Source organism: Streptomyces sp. UW30, from assembly GCF_008042075.1.
GTDB lineage: Bacteria > Actinomycetota > Actinomycetes > Streptomycetales > Streptomycetaceae > Streptomyces.
Window position 1 is genome coordinate 176528 of the sequence record NZ_RDBN01000021.1, and the last position, 22352, is coordinate 198879.

The window sequence follows — 22352 nt, forward strand, 5'->3', positions numbered from 1 at the left end:
GAAGAGCGAAGTTGTCCCCGACCAGCGAGACCGCACAGGGCGGCCGCCGACTCGTCATCGTCGAGTCGCCTGCCAAGGCGAAGACGATCAAGGGCTACCTCGGCCCCGGATACGTAGTCGAGGCGAGCGTCGGGCACATCCGCGACCTCCCGAACGGCGCCGCGGAGGTGCCGGAGAAGTACACCGGTGAGGTCCGCCGCCTCGGTGTGGACGTCGAACACGACTTTGAGCCGATCTATGTGGTCAACGCCGACAAGCGGGCCCAGGTCAAGAAGCTCAAGGACCTGCTGAAGGACTCCGACGAGCTCTTCCTCGCCACCGATGAGGACCGCGAGGGCGAGGCCATCGCCTGGCACCTCCAAGAGGTGCTCAAGCCCAAGGTCCCGGTCAAGCGGATGGTCTTCCACGAGATCACCAAGGCCGCGATCCAGGCTGCCGTCGCCAACCCGCGCGAGCTGAACCAGAAGCTGGTCGACGCCCAGGAGACCCGCCGCATCCTCGACCGCCTCTACGGCTACGAGGTCTCGCCGGTCCTGTGGAAGAAGGTCATGCCGCGACTGTCGGCGGGCCGTGTCCAGTCGGTCGCCACGCGACTCGTCGTGGAGCGGGAACGCGAGCGCATCGCGTTTCGTTCTGCTGAGTACTGGGACCTGACGGGCACCTTCGCGACCGGCCGCGCGGGGGATTCGTCGGACCCGTCGTCGCTGGTCGCGCGCCTGCAGACCGTCGACGGCAGGCGGGTCGCGCAGGGCCGCGACTTCGACTCCCTCGGACAAATCAAGAGCGCGAACACCCTTCACCTCGACGAGGCCAACGCCCGCGGCCTGGCCGCCGCCCTGGAGCAGACGCAGTTCGCGGTCCGCTCGGTCGAGTCGAAGCCGTACCGCCGCTCGCCGTACGCCCCGTTCCGTACGACGACGCTCCAGCAGGAGGCTTCGAGGAAGCTCGGCTTCGGAGCCAAGGCGACCATGCAGGTCGCCCAGAAGCTGTACGAGAACGGCTTCATCACCTATATGCGTACGGACTCCACGACGCTGAGCGACACCGCCGTCGCCGCGGCCCGTGCCCAGGTCACCCACCTGTACGGCGCCGACTACCTGCCGCCGCAGCCCCGGACGTACGCCGGCAAGGTCAAGAACGCGCAGGAGGCGCACGAGGCGATCCGCCCCTCCGGCGACCGCTTCCGCACGCCCGCCGAGACCGGACTGACCGGCGACCAGTTCAAGCTCTACGAGCTGATCTGGAAGCGCACCGTCGCCTCCCAGATGAAGGACGCGACCGGTAACTCGGTCACCGTCAAGATCGGCGGCACGGCGGCCGACGGGCGGGACGTCGAGTTCACTGCGTCCGGCAAGACGATCACCTTCCACGGCTTCCTGAAGGCCTATGTCGAGGGCGCCGACGACCCGAACGCCGAGCTGGACGACCGCGAGCGCCGCCTGCCCCAGGTCAGCGAGGGTGACGCGCTCAGCGCCGAGGAGATCACGGTCGACGGGCACGCCACCAAGCCCCCGGCCCGCTACACCGAGGCCTCCCTGGTCAAGGAGCTCGAAGAGCGCGAGATCGGCCGCCCGTCGACGTACGCGTCGATCATCGGCACGATCCTCGACCGCGGCTATGTGTTCAAGAAGGGCACGGCACTCGTCCCGTCCTTCCTGTCCTTCGCCGTGGTCAACCTCCTGGAGAAGCACTTCGGCCGGCTCGTCGACTACGACTTCACCGCGAGGATGGAGGACGACCTCGACCGCATCGCCCGCGGCGAGGCGCAGTCCGTGCCGTGGCTGAAGCGGTTCTACTTCGGCGAGGGCACGCACAACGGCGGCGCGGCCGACGCCGGCAACGGCGACGGGGACCACCTCGGCGGCCTCAAGGAGCTGGTGACCGACCTGGGCGCGATCGACGCCCGCGAGGTGTCGTCGTTCCCGGTGGGCAACGACATCGTGCTGCGCGTCGGGCGCTACGGCCCGTACATCGAGCGTGGCGAGAAGGACTCCGAGAACCACCAGCGGGCGGACGTCCCCGAGGACCTGGCTCCGGACGAGCTGTCGGTCGAGCTGGCCGAGGAGCTGCTGGCCAAGCCGAGCGGTGACTTCGAGCTCGGTGCCGACCCGCAGACCGGCCACCAGATCATCGCCCGCGACGGCCGCTACGGCCCGTACGTCACCGAGGTGCTCCCCGAGGGCACCCCGAAGACCGGCAAGAACGCCGTCAAGCCGCGTACGGCCTCGCTGTTCAAGTCGATGTCGCTCGACACGGTGACGCTCGCGGACGCCCTCAAGCTGATGTCCCTGCCGCGTGTCGTCGGCGCCGACGCGGAGGGCGTGGAGATCACCGCGCAGAACGGCCGCTACGGCCCGTACCTGAAGAAGGGCACGGACTCGCGCTCGCTCCAGACCGAGGACCAGCTCTTCACGATCACGCTCGAAGAGGCGCTGGAGATCTACTCCCAGCCCAAGCAGCGTGGCCGGGCCGCCGCCAAGCCGCCGCTGAAGGAGCTGGGTGCGGACCCGGTCAGCGGCAAGCCGGTCGTGGTCAAGGACGGTCGCTTCGGGCCGTACGTGACGGACGGCGAGACCAACGCGACCCTGCGCTCCGGCGACAGCGTCGAGGAGATCACCCCGGAGCGCGGCTTCGAGCTGCTCGCCGAGAAGCGCGCGAAGGCGCCCGCCAAGAAGACGACCAAGAAGACCGCCGCGAAGAAGACGACCGCCAAGAAGGCCGCCCCGGCCAAGAAGACGGCCGCCAAGAAGACCGCGGCGAAGAAGACGACGACGGCCGCGAAGAAGACGACGGCGAAGACGGCGACCGCCAAGAAGGCGACGGCTTCCAAGTCGTCCTCGGAGGACTGAACCACCGCAGGGACCTTCGCCCGCAGGGCGGACCGGGTCCCGGCGAGGACCAACCGCGCCTCGAACGGGACCGGTTGACGGTCCGGTCCTTCACTCACGGTTCGCAAAACGAACGCCTCGGCATCAGTTTGGTGTCGGGGCGGTCGTACGTTCGGGCGGGAGCACCGGGCTGTCGGTGGGTCCCGATAGGCTGAAAGCATGACCCGTGCCGAGCAGCCAACGGCCCCCCAGCCGGCCCCCGACGACGCCCTGGTCGTGGACTCCCGCGAGCGTGCCGTCCGCGCCCTGCTACGCCGACCGCAGCTCAAGCGGCTGTGGAGTGCGCAGTTGGTGGGTGGTGTCGGCGACATCCTCGCCCTCCTGGTGCTGGTGCTGCTGGCCCTTCAGGCGGCGATCGTCGAGGGGTCGTTCGGTGGCGGCTACCGAGGCGTGGCATTCGCAGTGGCGACCGTCTTCGGCGTGCGCATCCTGGCCACGCTGCTCTTCGGCGCCGTACTCCTCGGCCCGCTGACCTCGCTGACCTCCCAGGAGGGCCCGCTCGACCGGCGCTGGACCATGGTCGGCGCGGACGGACTGCGGGCCGCCCTGCTGATCGTCGCGCCCCTGTGGATCGACTGGACGCCGGACAACGCGCTGGCGCTCCTCCTGGTGACGGTCTTCGTGACCGGCGTGGCCGAGCGTTTCTGGACGGTGTCCCGCGAGAGCGCGGCGCCCGCCCTGCTGCCGCCCCCGCCGCCGGAGGGCGCGACCGTACGACCGCTGCCGGACCACATGGACGCCCTGCGCCGCCTGTCGCTGCGCACGAGCTTCGTGGCGGTTCCGCTGGCTGCCGCCGCACTCGTCGCGGCCGCCCTGCTCAACAACCTGCTCGGTGCCGGGCTCGACTGGTTCGAGCAGCACCAGGCGGCCCTAGCGTCGTATGTCGCGGCCGGTCTGTTCGCCGCGTCCCTGTCCGTGCTGACGTTCCTGGAGCTGCCCGACACGCGCACCCCGCGCGCGCGGTCGCCGCTCGAGGGGCTGCGCCGGCCGAAGACCGGCTCGGGCGTCGACAAGGGCCGTACCGGCGCGATCGCGCTGCTGGTGACGGCGTGCGCCGCCGTCGCCGCGGCGGTGGCCGCCGCGGTCGCCGTGGCCGTGCTGCACGCCAAGGACCTGGGCGGCGGCCCGGTGCTCTACGGCCTGCTGGTGCTCGCCCTGACCGGCGGAGTGGTCGTCGGCATCCGCACGGCCCCCTCCCTGCTGCCCGCCCTGTCCCGGCGCCGCCTGCTCGCGCTCGCGATCGCCTTCACCGGCGTCGCCCTGCTGGCCGCCGGACTCGTCCCGGACGTCACCACCGTCCTGCTGATCGTCGCGCTGGCCGGGGTCGGCGCCGGTGTGTCCGCCAACACCGGGCACACCCTGCTCGACCAGGAGGCCGAGGAGTTCCGGCGCTCGCGCACGACGGAGCATCTGCACGCGGTCGTACGGGTCTGTGTCGGGCTCGGCGCGGTGATCGCGCCGCTGGTGGCCGCGCTGATCGGGCCGCACCGGCTGGAGAGCGGCAAGTTCGTCTTCGCGCACGGCGGGGCGGCGTTCACGCTGATGCTGGTCGGCGCGCTGCTGCTGCCGGTGGCCGTGCTGGTACTGGCCAAGGTCGACGACCGCTCCGGCGTGCCGCTGCGGCAGGACCTGCGGGACGCGGTGCGCGGCGGGGACGACCCGGAGCAGGTGCCCGCGACGACCGGCTTCTTCATCGCCCTGGAGGGCGGCGACGGCGCAGGGAAGTCCACCCAGGCCGAGGCGCTCGCCGAGTGGATCCGGGGCAAGGGCCACGAGGTCGTCGTCACCCGCGAGCCGGGCGCGACGCCGGTCGGCAAGCGGCTGCGGTCGATCCTGCTGGACGTGTCGAGCGCCGGCCTGTCGCACCGCGCGGAGGCGCTGCTGTACGCGGCGGACCGCGCGGAACACGTCGACACGGTCGTCCGGCCCGCCCTGGAGCGCGGCGCGGTCGTGATCTCGGACCGCTACGTCGACTCCTCGGTGGCCTACCAGGGCGCGGGCCGCGACCTGTCGCCGACGGAGATCGCCCGCATCAACCGCTGGGCCACGAACGGCCTCGCGCCGCATCTGACGGTCCTGCTCGACGTCTCGCCGGAGATCGCCCGCGAGCGGTTCACCGAGGCGCCGGACCGGCTGGAGTCGGAGCCGGCCGAGTTCCACGCGCGCGTGCGCTCCGGATTCCTGACACTGGCCGCGTCCGACCCCGGGCGGTACCTGGTGGTGGACGCCGGCCAGGAGCCCGAGGCGGTCACGACCGTCATCCGGCACCGGCTCGACCAGACGCTTCCGCTGTCCGAGGCGGAGATCCAGGCGCAGGCGGAAGCGCGCCGCAAGGCCGAGGAGGAGGCCCGCCGCAAGGCCGAGGAAGAGGCCGCCCGCAAGGCCGAGGAGGAGCGCCTGGAGCGTGAGCGCCAGGAGCAGCTCGCCCGGCTGCGCGCCGAGGAGGAGGAGCGCAAGCGGCGCGAGCTGGAGGAGGCGCAGCGGCGCGAGGCCGAACGGCAGGCGGAGGAGGCCCGGCAGCGGGCCGAGGAAGCGGCTCGGCGTGCCGAGGAGGAGCGGCAGCGGCTCCTCGCTGAGGAGAAGGTGCGCGCCGAGGAGGAAGCGCGCCGCAAGGCCGAGGAGGAGCGGCGCCGCAAGCAGGCCGAGGAGGAGGCGCGTATTCGTGCCGAGGCCGAGGAGCGGCGTCTGGAGAAGCAGCGCAAGGCGGAGGATGCCCTGCTGCGGGCCGAGGAGGCCCGTCGACTGGCCGAGCAGGCGGCGGCCGCGGCGGAGGCTGGTCCGAAGCCGACGGGGCCCGCGGCCGGGGCCGGCTTCGGGGACGCGGCGACGGTTGCCACGCCCAAGGTGACGCCGGGGAACGCGCCGGGCGGGACGTCGGACGAGACGACCGTGCTGCGGCCGGTGCGTGATGAGGAGCGACCGGAGGCGGGCGGTGAGCGGCCTTCCGGAAACCGCGCCCACGGGCAGTCCGAGTCCGAGGTGACGGCGAAGCTGCCGCAGCCTCCGGCGCCTGCCGGGGCGGCGGACGAGACGGCCGTACTGCCGCCGGTTGTGCCGGGTGCGGCCGATGAGACGGCTGTGCTGCCGCCGGTTCCTCCGGGGGCCGCGGACGAGACGGCCGTGCTGCCTCCGGTGCCGGCGGACGAGCCCGGGGACCGGGTTCCGCCCGGCTACTTCCGGGAAGAGGACCGGACGCGTGAGATGCCCCAGGTCGACGAGGCGGGCGCGCCGCGTCGCAGGGCCAGGTCCGACTGGGCCGAGGAGACCCCGCTGGACGATCTGCCGACGCTGGCGGACGAGCTGCTGGGTCCGCGCGGGGACGACTACGACGAGGACGGCGGCCGGGGGCGCGGCCGCCGGCGCTGAGGCCGGCGGGGGCTACGGTCGACCGGGTGCCGTTGGGCCTACGTCGGCGTGATCGGACCCACCCAAGGGGCGCGGGGAACTGCGCGACCAGCCCCACCGGCCCGCAGCCGCACGACGCCCGACGGACGACGGCCCGGACGGATGCCCCCGGCCCCGGCCGGCGCCCATTGTCAGTGCCGCCCCGCACAATGGATCTCACAACGCGAGCTGTGACGAAAGGCGGGCGTGACCCATGACCGTATGGGACGACCTGGTGGGGCAGGAGCGGGTCAGCGAGCAGCTGGACGCCGCCGCTCGGGACGCCGATGCCCTGGTCACCGCGATTGCCGCCGCAGCGCCGCCGCCCGAGGCGTCCAGGATGACGCACGCCTGGTTGTTCACGGGGCCGCCCGGAGCGGGCCGGAATCAGGCGGCGCGGGCCTTCGCCGCCGCGTTGCAGTGCGTCAGCCCCGACCGGGCGCTCGGCGGCGCCCCCGGTTGCGGGTTCTGCGACGGATGCCATACGGCCCTGGTGGGCACGCATGCCGACGTCACCACCGTCGCGGCCGTCGGCACCCAGATCCTCGCCGACGACATGCGGGACACCGTCCGCAAGTCGTTCACCTCGCCGGCGAACGGCCGCTGGCAGGTCATCCTCGTCGAGGACGCCGAGCGACTGAACGAGAAGTCGGCCAACGCCGTCCTGAAGGCCGTGGAGGAGCCCGCCCCCCGCACGGTCTGGCTGCTCTGCGCCCCCTCCCTCGAGGACGTCCTGCCCACCATCCGCTCCCGCTGCCGCCACCTGAACCTGAGCACGCCCTCGGTCGACGCCATCGCGGACATGCTGGTGCGCCGTGAGGGCATCGAGCCCCAAGTCGCCGTCGCGGCGGCCCGTGCCACTCAGGGCCACGTGGACCGGGCCCGCCGCCTGGCCACTGACCCGGCAGCGCGCGAGCGCCGGGCCGCCGTACTGAAGCTGCCCCTGCGCGTCGGCGAGGTCGGCGCCTGCCTCAAGGCCGCCCAGGAACTCGTGGACGCCGCCGCCGAGGACGCCAAGCAGCTCGCCGAGGAGATCGACGTCAAGGAGACCGAGGAACTCAAGGCGGCCCTGGGCGCGACCCAGGGCGGCAGGATGCCGCGCGGCACGGCGGGCGTGATGAAGGAGCTGGAGGACAAGCAGAAGCGGCGCCGTACGCGGACGCAGCGCGACAGCCTCGACCTCGCCCTGACCGACATCACCGCCTTCTACCGCGACGTCCTCGCCCTCCAGCTCGGCTCCCGCATCGCCCTCGCCAACACCGACGCCGAGGACGCTCTCCAGCGCCTCGCCCGCGACAGCTCCCCGGAGTCCACACTCCGCCGCATCGAGGCGATCGCCGCCTGCCGTGACGCCCTGGAGAGCAATGTGGCGCCGCTGCTGGCGGTGGAGGCGATGACCATGGCGCTCAGAGCGGGCTGAGTCGGCGGCGAGTGGTGAGAGGGGTGGGCTGAGGCGACGCGGCCCACCGGCCGGACAGCCCGAACGACCCGCTGCATGATCAACGGGAGGTTGACCATGTAACCCGTACGAGCCGTGACGCGCACGCAGGGCATCCAATCGGCTGCGCAGAGTTACGCTCGCCAGATGCACCTCAGGCACAGCTCCACGGTCAGCCCAGACCCGAGCCCGAGCGGGCGGGGCCCGCGCAACAGCCGCCGACCCCGCCGTCACGCGGGCGCGCTCGGCGCCCTCCTCGCCGCAGTCGCGCTGCTCGCCTCGGCCTGCACCTCCGGCGGGTCGACGCACTCGGAGAGCGGGGCGGCCGAGGCCGGGTTGGCGGCGCTGCCGCGGGCGACGCCGGCCGCGCTCACGCCGTACTACACACAGAAGCTGACCTGGCGCAGTTGCGGGATGCCCGGCTTCCAGTGCGCCACGATGCGGGCGCCGCTCGACTACACGAAGCCGGACGCCGGGGTCGCCAAGCTCGCCGTGGCCCGCAAGAAGGCCACGGGACCGGGCGCCCGTCTGGGGTCGCTGCTGGTGAACCCGGGCGGACCCGGCGGCTCGGCGATCGGCTACCTCCAGCAGTACGCCGGGATCGGCTACCCGACCGACGTGCGCGCCCGCTACGACATGGTCGCGGTCGACCCGCGCGGAGTCGCCCGCAGCGAGCCCGTCGAATGCCTCGACGGACGGGAGATGGACGCGTACACGCAGACGGACTTCACCCCCGACGACGCCAAGGAGACCGGCGAACTCGTCGAGGCGTACAAGAAGTTCGCGGAAGGCTGCGGGGCAGACGCGCCGGGTCTCCTGCGCCATGTGTCCACCGCCGAGGCGGCACGGGACATGGACATCCTGCGGTCGGTGCTGGGCGACGAGAAGCTGACATATGTGGGGGCGTCGTACGGCACCTTCCTCGGCCTTCAGGACGGCGTTGGCCGACTTCTCGTTCAGTCGCTCGGCGTCCTCGACGAGGATGACCTGCCAGCGGCCGTTCGCCGGCGAGGTGAACGACTTGCGGACGGTGTCCCGCATGTCGTCGGCGAGGATCTGGGTGCCGACGGCCGCGACGGTGGTGACGTCGGCATGCGTGCCCACCAGGGCCGTATGGCATCCGTCGCAGAACCCGCAACCGGGGGCGCCGCCGAGCGCCCGGTCGGGGCTGACGCACTGCAACGGCGTCCTCGGCGTCGGTGTTGGCGAGGGCGATGCGGGAGCCGAGCTGGAGGGCGAGGACGTCGCGGTAGAAGGCGGTGATGTCGGTCAGGGCGAGGTCGAGGCTGTCGCGCTGCGTCCGCGTACGGCGCCGCTTCTGCTTGTCCTCCAGCTCCTTCATCACGCCCGCCGGATGAACCTCGACCAGACGGCGGGGTTCGAGACGGCGTTCCAGGCCTTCGCGAGGGACTGCGTGCGGCAACGGGACTGCCCGCTGGGCACCAAGGCGAGCGAGGTCGGTCGGGGCCTCAAGGCCTTCTTCGAGAAGCTCGACGCCCAGCCCGTCCCGACCGGCGACCCGGACCGCCGTGACCTGGGCGAATCCCTCGCCACGACCGGGGTGATCGCGGCGATGTACGACGAGGGGGCCTGGGCGACCCTGCGCGACGCGCTGACCTCGGCGATGCGGGAGAACGACGGAGCGGGCCTGCTCGCCCTGTCCGACAGTTACTACGAGCGCGACGGCGACGGCCGCTACACGAACCTGATGTTCGCCAACGCGGCCGTGAACTGCGTGGACCTCCCGCCCGCCTTCTCCACCCCGGACGAGGTCCGGGGGGCCCTCCCCGCCTTCGAGAAGGCGTCCCCGGTCTTCGGCGAGGGCCTCGCCTGGGCCACCCTGAACTGCGCGTACTGGCCGGTGGCCCCCACCGGTGAACCGCACCGCATCGAGGCGAAGGGCGCGGCCCCGATCGTCGTGGTCGGCACCACGCGCGACCCCGCGACCCCCTACCGCTGGGCCCGCGCCCTCACCACCCAGCTCTCCTCGTCCCGCCTCCTCACCTACGACGGCGACGGCCACACGGCGTACGGCCGCGGCAGTTCCTGCATCGACGACACGATCAACGCGTACCTCCTCCGAGGGACGCCGCCAACCGGGGGAAAGCGCTGCTCATAGCCTTGATCGCGGCCGTCGAAGGGGCTGGTGGGGGGCTGGTACGGAGCCCCTGGGAAACTGTGTAGACTTACCGACGTTGCCGATCGCACCATAGTGCGGACGGCGCGCCGCCTTAGCTCAGATGGCCAGAGCAACGCACTCGTAATGCGTAGGTCTCGGGTTCGAATCCCGAAGGCGGCTCCCTATTGAAACCCCAGGTCAGACCTCTGACCTGGGGTTTCTTCTTTTTATTAACCTTGGAATTCGGACTAAAGGGGCATGGTCCGTACGTGTCGGTGATGGCGCGTCAGCCGAGTGCGCGGTCGAGGTTGAAGGCTGCGCTGATCAGCGAGAGGTGGGTGAAGGCCTGGGGGAAGTTGCCGAGTTGTTCGCCGGTCGGACCGATCTCCTCGGCGAACAGCCCCAGGTGGTTGCCGTAGGTGAGCATTTTCTCGAAGGCGAGCCGGGCCTCCTCCAGCCGGCCTGCGCGGGCCAGTGCCTCCACGTACCAGAAGGAGCAGATCGAGAAGGTGCCCTCGGGGCCGGGCAGTCCGTCGGGGCTGCCGGTCGGGTCGTAGCGGTAGACCAGCGAGTCGGAGACCAGGTCCGCGGTGAGCGCGTCCAGGGTGGAGAGCCACTTGGTGTCGGTGGGCGAGATGAACTTGGCCATCGGCATCATCAGCAGAGAGGCGTCCAGCTCACCGCCGTCCAGGGCCTGGACGAACGCGCCCCGCTGGGCCGACCAGCCGCGCTGCATGATCTGCCGGTAGATCGCGTCCCGGGACTGCCGCCAGCGGGGCAGGTCGGCCGGGAGGCCGCGGCGGTTCGCCATGCGCATCGCCCGCTCCAGTGCCACCCAGCACATCAGCCGCGAGTACACGAAGTTCCTCCGGCCCGCGCGGGTCTCCCAGATCCCCTCGTCGGGCTGGTCCCAGTGCTCGCAGAGCCAGTCCGCCATCGCGCCGACCTCGTCCCAGCGGTCGCTGCTGATCGGCTGTCCCCACTTGTCGTACAGGTAGATCGAGTCGATCACGGCTCCGTAGATGTCCAGCTGGAGCTGGCCGGTGGCGGCGTTGCCGACCCGGACCGGTGCGGAGCCGAGGTAGCCCTCCAGGTGCGGCAGCGCGTACTCGGGAAGCTCGCTGCGCCCGTCGATGCCGTACATGATCTGCAACGGGCCGGTCGCACCGGTGCTGCGCATGATGCCTCGCTCGCAGAGGAACCCCATGAACGCCTCGGCCTCCGAGGTGAACCCCAGGCGCAGCATCGCGTAGACGCAGAAGGCGGCGTCGCGGACCCAGACGTACCGGTAGTCCCAGTTGCGCTCGCCGCCGATCTGCTCGGGCAGGCTGGTGGTCGGTGCGGCGACGATCGCACCGGTCGGCGCGTAGGTGAGCAGTTTCAGCACCAGCGCGGAGCGGTTCACCATCTCCCGCCACCGCCCGTGGTAACGCGAGCCGGCCAGCCAGTGGCGCCAGAACCGGACGGTCGCCTCGGCCTGCTCCTGCGCCTCGGCGCGCGGGCACGACCGGGTCGGGACGTCGCCGCTGACCTGGTCGAGAGCGAACACGTTGGACTCGCCCTCGAGGAGCTTGAAGTGCGACCACACGTCCAGGCCGTCGCTTTCCAGGGGTGCGGTGGCGGTCAGCGCGAGCGTCAGTGATGGGGAGCGGAACACCGCCGTGTGGCCTTCGAGGTGCGTGGTGTGCGCTTCGGCGCCGTAGCCGAAGCGGGGGGCGATCCGCGCCCTGAACGGGAGGGTTCCGCGGACGCAGACCACCCGCCGGATCAGCCGGTGCCGGGCTGCCTCGCGCGACTCGTCGACCACGGGCATGAAGTCCTGGATCTCCGCCACGCCGTCTGCGGAGAAGAACCGAGTGATCAGGACGTTCGTGTCGGGGAAGTAGAACTGCCGGGTGCGGGTCGGGACGTCGGCGGCCAGCTCGAACGAGCCGCCGCGGTCGGCGTCGAGGATGGACCCGAAGACGCTGGGCGCATCGAAGCGCGGGCAGCAGTACCAGTCGATGGTGCCGTTCGTGCCGACCAGAGCGGTCGTTCGAAGATCGCCGATCAGGCCATGTTCGGAGATCGGTGTGTAGCGGCTGCTGTCTGTCTGTTCGAAGCCAGTCGTGTTGAGCGCCATGTCGGCCTCCCTGCCGCTGCGGCGCGGGCCTGGAGATCAAGCCTTGCTTTTCATGCTAGATCGCTGGTCGAGGCGGGGGCCTGGCGGAGCCGTGCGGACGGGACTCGTCACGGTGAGCGGCGCTCCCCTGGTCCTGCTGATTCGTGGTGCGGGGTGAGCTTTCGGATCTCGAGCAGGTCGAGGCCGAGCGCCTCGATATCGGCCAGTACGCCGTACAGCGCGGACTGGTCCAGGAGCCCGGTGAGCACGGTATGCGCGCCGTGCTGCCGCGGCGTCATCGCCGGGAACGCGGACAGCACGGTGGCGCCGAGGTGCCCCTTGATCCGGATCATGTACAGGGCGGGTTCCGGGTCCATGACGTCATGGTCACGGGCCGGCAGGTGAAACCGCATCACCAGGATCCGGTGACCGTCGGGCTAGCGCGTGCGGCCGGCGGCCAGCAGTCGCAGCTCCCTTGCGCGCTGCACGGCCGAGGACCGGTCTCGGACCTGGAGCTTGGCGTAGATGCTGCGGACGTGCGTGTTGACCGTGTTCACCGAGACCGATAGTTCGCCTGCGATTTCGGGCCGGGACAGGTTCGTCGGGAGATATCGCAGCACCCTGAGTTCGCCCGGGCTGAGCTGCTCCGCCGGCGGTAATGAGGACTGCTCTTGGGCCGCCGGGGATGAGCCGTGCAGGACATCGAGGATGTCGCCGAGCAGCGCGGCGTGCGCTGTCTCATGCTGGGGCAGCGCCTCGAGCAGCTCCCGGGCGCCCGTCATCGCGAACGGCAGGACCAGCCGGTCGGAATCCGCCAGAGCCAGTGCGCGTTCGGCCGCCTGGTTCGCCGCGCGCTGGTCACCGAGCTCCCGATGGGCGAGCCCGGCGAGCAGGTGCGCCTCAATGACCGTGGTGTAACCGAGGACCGGTGCCGTGCCATCGAGAACATCGTGCAGCGCGCCCAGGGCTCCGGACGGATCGCCTTCCGCGAGGCAGATCGCCGCGCGGGCATTACGGATCTCACCGGAGCCGGCCTGCTCGTCATCGAGCGCCGCGAGGCGGGCGCGGGCTTCGCCGGGCCTCCCGAGGCGGGCTTGCGTGGCGAGCAGCCAGCCGGTCATCTGGCTCGCCAGCGCCTGCGAGCCCTCGAGCTGCGATGCCAGGTGTTCGGCCGCGCCGAACTCCTCGAGCGCCTCGTGGCGGCGTCCGCGACCGGCGTGCAGTATCGCGGCCGCCTGGTGCAGCAGCAGCCTGATGTCCGGCCCGGTGTCTGTCTGCAGGGCCCGTTCGGTGCGCCGCAGCCATTGCTCGCCCTGGTCGAACTCACCCAGCCACACCATCGTGCCGGCGAGCGTCATCAGCGCGGGTGCGATCACCGGTTCCGTTCCCCAGCCGTACCGTTCGGCCAGCGCGATCGCCTCGCGGCAGCGCCGCTGGGTGGTGGCGAACGCCTGGATCTTCGGCATGGCGGCACCATGGAAGATGTACGCGAAAGCGAGCTGCGCGAGGCAGCCGACTTCCAGGTACGGCCGGCCGATCTCCCGGGCCAGGACGGCGCCCTCCCGGAGGTGGCGTTCAGCGTCCGGCAGCCCCAGGGACCACGCCTCGACCGTCCCCAGATTCATCAGCGCCACCGCTCGCAGGTCGCTGCCCAGCGCGATGTCTTCGTCGGACGGCCCGGTTACCGGGGAGGCCAGGAATCGGGCCTGCTCGATGACGCCGGCCAGGTGACCGCGCCGTCTGGCCAGCGACAGCTTCAGCGACGCGATCGCCACCTGGAGGCGGCGCCGGCGACCCGGCGGCGTCGTCCCGGCGTATGTCTCGGCGACCGCCAGGTGGGCGGCCGCCTCGTCCAGGCGCCCCTGGGCAAGGTCACCCATTGCGCGTACCAGGGCCAGCTCGGAGTGGTCCGCGCCCGGCGGGAAGGCCCGTACCAGCGCCTGCATGGTCTGCGCCTGCCCGTCGAGTGTCAGGCTGAACGAATGGTCGGCGAGCAGCCGGGCCGCATCGGGCCAGTCGCCGGCCGCCTGCGTGTGCCGGATGGCGTCGACCACCTGGCCCTGCTGGATGAACCATTCGGCGGCACGCCGGTGCAGTGCCGGCACTTCCGCAGGCAGCGTCCGGCGCAGCTCCAGCCGGAGCAGATCCCCGAACAGGCGGTGGTAGCGAAACCAGGTGCGCTCAGGGTCGAGTGATTCGACAAACGCGTTCGCATCCTCGAGTTCCAGCAGGATCCGTTCCGAGCCGGGGCGGCCGGTCAGCACGTCCGCCAGCTCGCCGTTGACGCGATCGAGCAGGGAGGTGCGCAGGAGCAGATCCTGGACGCCGGCCGGCCGGCGGTCCAGCATTTCCGCGATCAGGTACTCGGCGACCGTGCGGTCGCTGCCGGAGAACTCCGCGACGAAACGCTCCGGGTCGGGGTGACCGGCCAGGGAGATCGCCGCGAGCCGCAGGCCCGCGGCCCACCCCTCGGTCCGCTGGTGCAGCAGCGCTGCCCCGGCCGCGGACAGCGCGATACCCGAGGCATCAAGCAGCTCGCGGGTCTCGTGCTCGGAGAAGCGCAGGTCCGCCGCGCGGATCTCGGCCAGCTGGCCTGCCAGGCGCAGCTGATGCAGCCGCAACCGCACATCGCGACGGGTGGCCAGCATCGCGTGCACGTTCGGGGGAAGGTTCATCAGCAGCCGGGTCAGCTGGTGGAGGGCCTCCGGCGAGTTCAGCTCGTGCAGATCATCGATCACCAGTGTCATGCCGCCACGAGCATCGGCGAGCTCCGACAGGACCCGGTCAACCATCGCCGGTGCATTGAAGTCCGGTGTCGCTGCTTGCGGTTCCGCACGGCCGGCCGTGGCCGAAGCGTGACGGACCGCGTCGAGCAGGGCAAGCCAGAACTGCTGGGCGTCATGCTGGTCGCGTTGCACCGATACCACGGCGAGCTGGTGCGGTCGGCCCGGCTGGTGCGCCCAGGCGCGCAGCAGCGAGGTCTTCCCGCTGCCGGCGGGAGCCGAAATGATCGTCACCTTCCTCGCCGCCGCTCGATCCAGGGCAGCGAGAAGTTCACCCCGGTCGATCAGCCGGGGAGCTGCTGGACCCACCGTCATAGGCCTTCCTCGGTGCCTGCGCCGTATGCCCTGCCGCCGACGGCACAATCCTCTCGCGATCAGGCCGGCGCACGCCCCGTCAGCGCGCGCGAATCACCGGAATCCGGTGAGGCCCTCTCACCGTGCCGGCAGCGAGCCTGGCTCCATCGCCCAAGCTTGCACGGCCACCAGGGACGTGCTCCGAGGCCCAGGGAGACACCGTGACGTCACCAGCCTCCGGCGCAGACGGCGCCGCCGACCCGTCCGACTACGCGACCACCTCGCGGCCCGCGCCGGTCCCGCGATCCGTGACCGGGCGAGCAGTCTCACGCGGCGCCACGGCCGACGGCGGCAACCGTCGCCTCGAACTGGCTCTGCTGGTCATTGCCACCGCCCAGCTCATGGTGGTACTCGACTCCACCATCGTCAATGTGGCGTTGCCGCATGTGCAGCGTGCCCTTGGCTTCTCCGGCACCGGCCTGGAGTGGGTGGTGAACGCCTACGCGGTCACCTTCGGCGGCCTGCTCCTGCTGGGCGGCCGTGCCGGTGACATCCTCGGCCGACGGCGGGTGTTCATTTTCGGGCTGCTGCTGTTCTCCGCCGCGTCCCTCCTCGGCGGGTTCGCCACCAGTCAGTGGTGGCTGCTCACCGCGAGGGCGGTACAGGGCGTTGGCGGCGCGGCGATCGCGCCGACCGCGCTGGCACTGATCACCACCAACTTTCCCGAAGGCGGGCAACGCAACAGGGCGTTCGGCGTCTACGCGGCGATGGCCGGCGCCGGCAGCGCGGTGGGCCTGCTGCTGGGCGGCATCCTGACCACCTACCTGTCGTGGCGGTGGGTGATGTTCGTCAACGTCCCGATCGGGATCCTGGTGGCGGCCATGGCACCGCGCGTGCTGGCCGAATCGCCCCGCAGGCCGGGTCGGATCGACATGGCCGGAGCCATCACCGGCACCGGCGGAGTCGCGCTGCTCGTCTACGGTCTGTCCAAGGCCGCCACCGGGTCCGACGGAGTATCGCACTGGAGTGACCCGCAGGTGCCGGCATCGCTGACCGCGTCCGTGGCGCTGCTCGTATCGTTCGTCTGGATCGAAATGCGCAGCCCCCACCCGCTGCTCCCGATGCGGATCCTCGCCGACCGCAACAGGTCGGGTACCTACCTGATCATGCTGTGCATCGCCACCGCGCTGTTCGGCCTGTTCTTCTTCCTCACCCTCTTCATGCAGTCCGTGCTCGGCTACAGCGCGATCCAGTCGGGCATCGCCTACCTGCCGTTCGCCCTCGGGGTCGTGACCGGCTCCGCGCTGGCCTCGCGGCTGGTGGCGCGAGTAGGCGCCCGGCCGCTGATCCTGGCCGGCGCCGCCGCGGTCGCGGGCGGCACGTTCTGGTTCTCCAGGCTGACCGAACACTCCGGCTACATCGGCCAGCTGCTCGGCCCACTGCTCGTGACCTCGCTCGGGCTCGGCCTGGTGTTCGTCCCACTGGCCCTCGTCTCCCTGCACAACGTGGCCGACCAGGACTCCGGCGTCGCCTCGAGCCTGCTCAACACCGGCCAGCAGGTCGGCGGCGCAATCGGACTTGCCCTGCTGGGCACCGTCGCCTGGACTGCCGTCGCGAACAGCGTCGGGGCGCAAGCAGCCGCGAGGTCGGGCACCGCGCCGCCCGCGTCCGTCTACGACCACGCCCTGGCGGTCGGCTTCTCCCGCGGGTTCGAGGTCGCGGCAGCGGTCGCGCTGCTCGCCCTGCTCATCGCGATCGCCACCATCCGGGTCCACCGTCAGGAACTGACCGGTGCGGTTCCCGAAACTCAGCCGGCCGCACCACCGCGGGCCGCACCACCGCCGGCCGCGCCACCGCCGGCCGCACCGCAGCCGGCGGCATCACAGCCCGCAGCACAGCTGACCGGGACTGTACTGGGGGACGACGACCGAGTCGCTCGCGCCAAAGCGGTCAGTCCTTGCCGCTACTGCTAGGGCCTGTCCGGCCGAGACGTCCCATGGCACCGAGAAGGCACGCATGTCCGCAGCGGATCGGTCCTGCGGGTGCCACGGCCGTGCGAATCACCCTGGTCCGGTGATGCCTCCTCACCTTCCTGATGGAAGGCATCGCAGTGGCTCGCCTGGCGGCAGGAGGTCGCCGACCGAAGGGAGATCCTCCGTGAGCACCGAACAAGCTCATCCTCCCAGCGCACAACCCGGATCGAGAACGACAGGAGTTCGACATGAGCGAAGCAGCCGATTGGAACGCGAAGACCATCGCAGAGTTCCGAGCGAACGAGGGCAGGGTCGGCGGGGTCTTCGAGGGCGCTCCGCTGGTCCTCGTCCATCACCGCGGCCGCAAGAGCGGGCAGGAGCACGTCACTCCGACGATGTACCTCCCGCACGACACCGCGCCGGACATCGTCTACGTCTTCGCAACCAAGGGCGGAGCACCCACCAACCCGGATTGGTACCGCAACCTGGCCGCCGCCGGTGAGGGCACCATCGAACGCGGCACCGCGACCTACCAGGTGACCGTCCGCGACCTGAGCGGCGCCGAACGCGACCGCATCTACGCCGAGCAAGCGCGGCGCTACCCCGGCTTTGCCGAGTACGCACGCCAGACTGCCGGAATCCGCGTCATTCCCGTGCTCGAACTCCGGCGGGCGTAGCCCACACCCCTGTCAGCTGCAGCGAGTCGAAGGAGAGAGATCATGCCCAAGGCGGTCAGGTACGACGAGTTCGGCGGGATCGACGTGTTGCGGGTCGACGAGGTGGAACGCCCGGTGCCCGGGGACGGGCAGGTCCTCGTGCGCGTGCAAGCGGCCGGCATCAACCCCAGTGAGGCGGCCATCCGCACGGGGGCGTTGGCGGACCTGTTCCCGTCGACGTTCCCGTCCGGGCAGGGCAGCGACCTCGCCGGGGTCATCGAGGAGGTCGGCGCCGGGGTTGCTGGATTCTCGCCCGACGACGAGGTGATCGGATTCACCCAGAAGCGGGCCTCCCAGGCCGAGCTGGTTCTGGTCGAAGCCGGTGACCTCACGCGCAAGCCGGAGAAGGTCTCATGGGAGGTGGCCGGCAGCCTGTACGTCGTCGGCGTAACCGCATGGGGGGCGGTACATTCCGTCCAGCCCGAGGAGGGTGAGACCGTCGTCATCTCGGGAGCCGCCGGGGGAGTCGGCTCGCTCGCCGTCCAGCTCGCGCGCCGTACCGGGGCCACGGTCATCGGCCTGGCGAGCGAGAGCAACCACGAGTGGCTGGAGAGCCACGACGTGATCCCGGTCGCGTACGGCGAGGGTGTCGCGGACCGCATCAGGGCCGCCGCGCCCCGCGGCGTGGACGCCTTCATCGACACCTTCGGCGACGGGTACGTCGAGCTGGCCCTCGCCCTCGGCGTCGCGACCGATCGGATCGACACCATCGCCGATTTCGCGGCCGCCGAGAAGCACGGGGTGAAGACTGACGGGGGGATCGCGGCCGGGCCGGGCGCCAAGGTGCTCACCGAGCTTGCAGGCTTGATCGCCGACGGACACCTCGAGGTGCCGATCGCGAACGTCTACCCGCTGGCGCAAGTCCGCGAGGCCTACACCGAGCTCGAACGCCGCCACACCCACGGCAAGATCGTCCTCAGGCCCTAGGTGTCTCGACCCGTGAGGGTGGGGACGCGACTGGCGGGTGGCCGGCCCTTCAGGGCGGTGTGTCCGCGGTGGCGAGTGCAGGTGCGGAGCCAGCCGGGGAACGCGGCGCGCCGCTCCTGCTCGGTGCGGTAGGGCTGGGCGTAGGCCCACTCGTCGAGTGTGTTTCCTCGTTCCGTCCTTGCGGCGACGGCGACGGCGGTCGGGGTCGGCCCGGTGGAGCTGGGTGCTCACTAAGCTGAGTTTCCATTGGGGCTGCGGTGCTGGGTTCCGATCAACCCAGGACACGGAACACTCGCGCGGGACTTGAGCGCCTGCGTCGCGCCGCAACTCGCGTATCGCACGACGCGGAAGGCACCGCCGCCTCGCCCAGCCCGCCCACGGAACCGCCGACTTCGACTCATGCCTGCTCCAACCCTTAGCGCGGCCAAGGGCGTTGACCCGCTCCGGGTGCACCAGCAGAATGAGCGCGCGTTTCTGAGAGCGCTCTCAAAGGAACGCCGCAAGCGCATGTCCAACCGTCGGCATCATCCGAGGGAGACCCATGAACGGCATGAACGGCATGAGCGGCATGAACGGCATGACCGGCAGACAATCCCCCGCACTCAGCCGTCGCGCACTCAGCCGTCGCGCACTCATCGCAGCCGGTATCGGTGCCACCGTGCTCACCGCGACCGCGACCGCGACCGCGACCGCGACCGGGGCCGGGGCCGCGACCGCGACCGCGACGGGGGCCGGGGCCGGAACGGCACAGGCCGGCGCCGCCTCCGCCTCCGCCCGGCATCGAGCCGGCGCCTTCCTCGCCGCCGCCATCGACGCTTACCCCGACCACGGCCCCACCCGTCTCGCCCAGAGCTACGCCGACCAGGCCGGTCTCTTCAGTACCGCCTTCACCTATGACAACGCCCTCGCGATCCTCGCCCTGCTCGCCACCCGAACCGTCGGCGGACGGGAGCGGGCCATCTCGCTCGGGGACGCGCTCCTGTATGCGCAGGCGCATGATCCGGTTCATGGCGACGGCCGGCTTCGGCAGGGGTACAACGTCGGGCCGTACACCTTCTATGACGGCTCGCGGCAGCCGGACGGGTTCGTGCGGGCGGACGGGACCGTCAATGTGGGGACGCAGTTCGGGTTCACGGGGACGGCCGTGGGGGACATGGCCTGGGCCGGCATCGCGCTCAGCGCGCTCGCGCGGACGGCGGGGGAGCAGCGGTTCCTTCGGGGTGCCGTGCGGATCGGGGAGTGGGTCGAGCGGTACGGGCGTACCGACGAACCGCTCGGGGGGTACAAGTTCGGGGTCGACGGGGGCAACCAGAAGCTGCCCTTCACCTCCACCGAGCACAACACCGATCTTGTCTGTCTCTTCGGGCGGCTGGCCCGGCTCACGAGGGACCGGGTGTGGTGGGAACGGCGTGCTCGGGCCCGGGAGTTCGTCCTGAGGATGTGGGAGGCGGACGGCGGGTTCTTCTACACCGGGACCAATGACGGGGTCACGGTCAATACTTCGCCGATTCCCGAGGACACCCAGACCTGGACCCACCTCGCCCTCGACTCCCGTGCCCACGCCCGGTCGTTGGACTGGGCCGCGCGCGAGCTCGCCGTGCTCGATCACGCCGGGCGGCGCAACAGCACGGTGCCGGCGGGGCAGTCGTACGACGGTGTCACCTTCAGTTCCGCCAGTCTCCTCGCGAACGAGGACGTGCCGATCGCCGACTCCCAGCCCAAGCCGGACAGGAACGGCGTGTGGTTCGAGGGGACCGCCCATCTCGCGCTCGCCCTGCGCGAGCGGGCTGGGCGGGGTGACGAGGCGCGGGCTCGGCTGCTGATCGGTTCCATCGAGCGGGCTCAGGAACTGCTCGGGGGTGGTCAGACCGTCGGCGGGCGGGCGCTTCCCGAGCGGGCGGGCGTCGTGTCGGCCAGCAGTCCGATCGACACCGGGTTCGGGTTCGGGTACTACCCGTACCGGCATGTGGGAGCGACCGCCTGGTACCTGATGGCGGCCACGCGGTTCAATCCCCTGCGGGGCGGCATCGTCCGAGCCTGATCCTCGTCATGGTGTGCCGGGCCTTCGGTCGTGCGTGTCGCGGGGAATCGGGCATGTCGGATTCCGCTGCGCCAAGATGGCATCCGGACGGTGCGCAAACGGCACACGGACGGCGGGGAGAGAGGCGGACGGTTCGGTATGGGCGACTCCGACCGGGGATCCAGTACGCCGCTCGCCAGGAAGATCGGCATCAAGCCGGGCCACCGGGTCCGGCTCCGGCACGCGCCCGACCGGTGGGAGATCCCCGGGCTGCCGGAGGGCTGCGAGGTGGCCGAGGGAGGCCCGCGCGGCGCGGACGTCACCCTCGCGTTCTATCGGTCGTACGGCGATCTGGTCGCCGAAGGTCCCGCGCTGGCCGGCGACCTCGCCGACCCCGCCATGGTGTGGATCGCCTGGCCCCGACGGGCGGCCGGCCACGTCAGCGACATCACCGAGAACGCCCTGCGCGACCTCTTCCTCCCCCTCGGCCTGGTCGACGTGAAGGTGGCGGCGCTGGGGGAGGACTGGTCGGGCCTGAAGTTCGTGCGGCGTCGGGAGAACCGCCGCAAGTAGCCCTGGCCGGCGGATCGTCCGGTACGTCTCGACGACGGCCTCGCCCAGTCCGAGGATGCCGTCGCCGCCCACCCCGCCGACCCCCCTTCAATACGGCGAACTTGAGACGTCTTTACCGTGAACCACTAGCATCGCGCCGGTAATCGAAGCCGGAACGAGGCGAGGGGGGCGGGGTATGTCCGAGTTGAGGGTCGCCGTCGCCGTGGTGACCATGGGCAACCGTCCCGCCGAGGTCGACGCGCTGTTGGAGTCCGTGGCCAAGCAGGATCTCGTCCCCGACCGGATCGTCGTCGTCGGCAACGGCAGCCCGCTGCCCGAGTTCGCCGAACGGCTCGCGCTGCCGGGCGAGTTCACGGCGATCGAGCTGGACGAGAACCTCGGCTGCCCGGGCGGGCGCAACGCCGCCCTGGAGCGGCTGCTGGCGTTCGGGGACGTCGATGTCGTCGTGGAGCTGGACGACGACGGGCTCCTGGTCGACGCCGATGTCCTGCGCCGCGTGCGGGACCTGTACGCCGCCGACGACCGGCTCGGCATCGTCGGCTTCCGCATCGCCGACGAGCACGGGGAGACCCAGCAGCGGCACGTGCCGAGGGTCGGCAAGTCGGATCCGCTCAGGGGCGGTTACGTCACCGGCTTCCTCGGCGGCGGACACGCGCTGCGGACGGCGATGCTGACCCGGACCGGCAGCTGGCCGGCGGAGTTCTTCTTCGCCCATGAGGAGACCGATCTGGCCTGGCGGGCCGTCGACGCGGGCTGGCGCATTCTCTACGCTCCCGAACTCCTGCTCCAGCACCCGAAGACCTCGCCCGCGCGGCACGCCATCTACTACCGCGTGAACGCCCGCAACCGCGTCTGGCTGACCCGTCGTCGGCTGCCGTTGCCGCTCATCCCGGTGCACCTGGGCGTCTGGGTCCTGCTCACCCTCGCCCGCACCCGGTCGCTCGGCGGACTGCGCGCGTGGTTCGGCGGCTTCGTGGAAGGTGTGCGGGAACCGGCAGGTGAGCGGCGGCCCATGCGCTGGCGGACGGTGTGGCAGCTGTGCCGGCTGGGGCGGCCGCTGGAGGAACTGGCCACGGGGCCGCTCCGGGCGGTCGAGCCGGAGATACAGGCCTACTTCCGCGATGTCTCCGACCATC

General features: G+C 71.2%; 12 protein-coding genes, 1 tRNA gene and 4 pseudogenes. 12 read left to right on the forward strand and 5 right to left on the reverse strand.

The window, feature by feature from the left end:
* The first annotated feature begins 11 nt into the window (after positions 1-11).
* The 4 genes and pseudogenes from topA to EAO75_RS11100 all read left to right on the forward strand — a co-directional run.
* Complete coding sequence (gene topA / locus EAO75_RS11085) at positions 12-2849, forward strand: type I DNA topoisomerase (protein ID WP_147994883.1); 2838 nt, start codon at positions 12-14, stop codon at positions 2847-2849.
* Positions 2850-3047: 198 nt separating this feature from the next.
* Positions 3048-6254 carry a dTMP kinase gene (gene tmk / locus EAO75_RS11090; RefSeq protein WP_147994884.1) on the forward strand — a complete coding sequence of 1069 codons (3207 nt, stop codon included), beginning with the start codon at positions 3048-3050 and terminating at the stop codon, positions 6252-6254.
* 232 nt (positions 6255-6486) lie between these two features.
* Positions 6487-7692: a DNA polymerase III subunit delta' gene (locus EAO75_RS11095; RefSeq protein ID WP_147994885.1), complete on the forward strand. Its 1206-nt coding sequence runs from the start codon at positions 6487-6489 to the stop codon at positions 7690-7692.
* 165 nt (positions 7693-7857) lie between these two features.
* Positions 7858-8637: pseudogene (locus EAO75_RS11100) on the forward strand (alpha/beta fold hydrolase); the annotation flags it as partial.
* Here EAO75_RS11100 and EAO75_RS11105 read toward each other — a convergent pair.
* Positions 8629-8892, reverse strand: a pseudogene (locus EAO75_RS11105) (DNA polymerase III subunit delta'); the annotation flags it as partial. The pseudogenes EAO75_RS11100 and EAO75_RS11105 sit on opposite strands and share 9 nt — an antisense overlap.
* A pseudogene (locus EAO75_RS47200) lies at positions 8891-9061 on the reverse strand (DNA polymerase III subunit delta'); the annotation flags it as partial. The pseudogenes EAO75_RS47200 and EAO75_RS11105, both read right to left, overlap by 2 nt.
* Here EAO75_RS47200 and EAO75_RS11115 point away from each other — a divergent pair.
* A pseudogene (locus EAO75_RS11115) lies at positions 9056-9829 on the forward strand (alpha/beta hydrolase); the annotation flags it as partial. The pseudogenes EAO75_RS47200 and EAO75_RS11115 sit on opposite strands and share 6 nt — an antisense overlap.
* Before the next feature lie 106 nt (positions 9830-9935).
* A tRNA-Thr gene (locus tag EAO75_RS11120) sits at positions 9936-10009 on the forward strand.
* 106 nt (positions 10010-10115) lie between these two features.
* Here the strand turns inward: EAO75_RS11120 and EAO75_RS11125 are convergent.
* From EAO75_RS11125 to EAO75_RS11135, 3 genes are all read right to left on the reverse strand, one after another.
* The gene (locus tag EAO75_RS11125; protein ID WP_147994886.1) at positions 10116-11951 is read right to left on the reverse strand and encodes a glycoside hydrolase family 15 protein; all 1836 of its coding nucleotides are present in this window, start codon (positions 11949-11951) and stop codon (positions 10116-10118) included.
* Between the two features lie 107 nt (positions 11952-12058).
* Complete coding sequence (locus EAO75_RS11130; protein ID WP_147994887.1) at positions 12059-12307, reverse strand: hypothetical protein; 249 nt, start codon at positions 12305-12307, stop codon at positions 12059-12061.
* Positions 12308-12367: 60 nt separating this feature from the next.
* Entirely contained in the window at positions 12368-15028 is a 2661-nt protein-coding gene (locus tag EAO75_RS11135; RefSeq protein WP_147994888.1) for a LuxR C-terminal-related transcriptional regulator, read from the reverse strand.
* Positions 15029-15228: 200 nt separating this feature from the next.
* On the opposite strand from EAO75_RS11135, the gene EAO75_RS11140 reads away from it, so the two are divergent.
* The 6 genes from EAO75_RS11140 to EAO75_RS11170 all read left to right on the forward strand — a co-directional run.
* A complete protein-coding gene (locus EAO75_RS11140; protein WP_261989240.1) occupies positions 15229-16980 on the forward strand; it encodes an MFS transporter in 1752 nt (583 codons plus the stop codon).
* A gap of 248 nt (positions 16981-17228) precedes the next feature.
* Complete coding sequence (locus tag EAO75_RS11145) at positions 17229-17657, forward strand: nitroreductase family deazaflavin-dependent oxidoreductase (RefSeq protein WP_147994889.1); 429 nt, start codon at positions 17229-17231, stop codon at positions 17655-17657.
* A gap of 42 nt (positions 17658-17699) precedes the next feature.
* Complete coding sequence (locus tag EAO75_RS11150; RefSeq protein ID WP_147994890.1) at positions 17700-18623, forward strand: NADP-dependent oxidoreductase; 924 nt, start codon at positions 17700-17702, stop codon at positions 18621-18623.
* Between the two features lie 541 nt (positions 18624-19164).
* Positions 19165-20664 carry a Tat pathway signal sequence domain protein gene (locus EAO75_RS11160; RefSeq protein ID WP_410092230.1) on the forward strand — a complete coding sequence of 500 codons (1500 nt, stop codon included), beginning with the start codon at positions 19165-19167 and terminating at the stop codon, positions 20662-20664.
* Positions 20665-20802: 138 nt separating this feature from the next.
* Positions 20803-21216, forward strand: a complete 414-nt coding sequence (locus tag EAO75_RS11165) for a DUF3052 family protein (RefSeq protein WP_147994891.1) — start codon at positions 20803-20805, stop codon at positions 21214-21216.
* Positions 21217-21391: 175 nt separating this feature from the next.
* On the forward strand, positions 21392-22352 hold a 961-nt coding region (locus EAO75_RS11170), incomplete at its 3' end, for a glycosyltransferase family 2 protein (protein WP_147995247.1).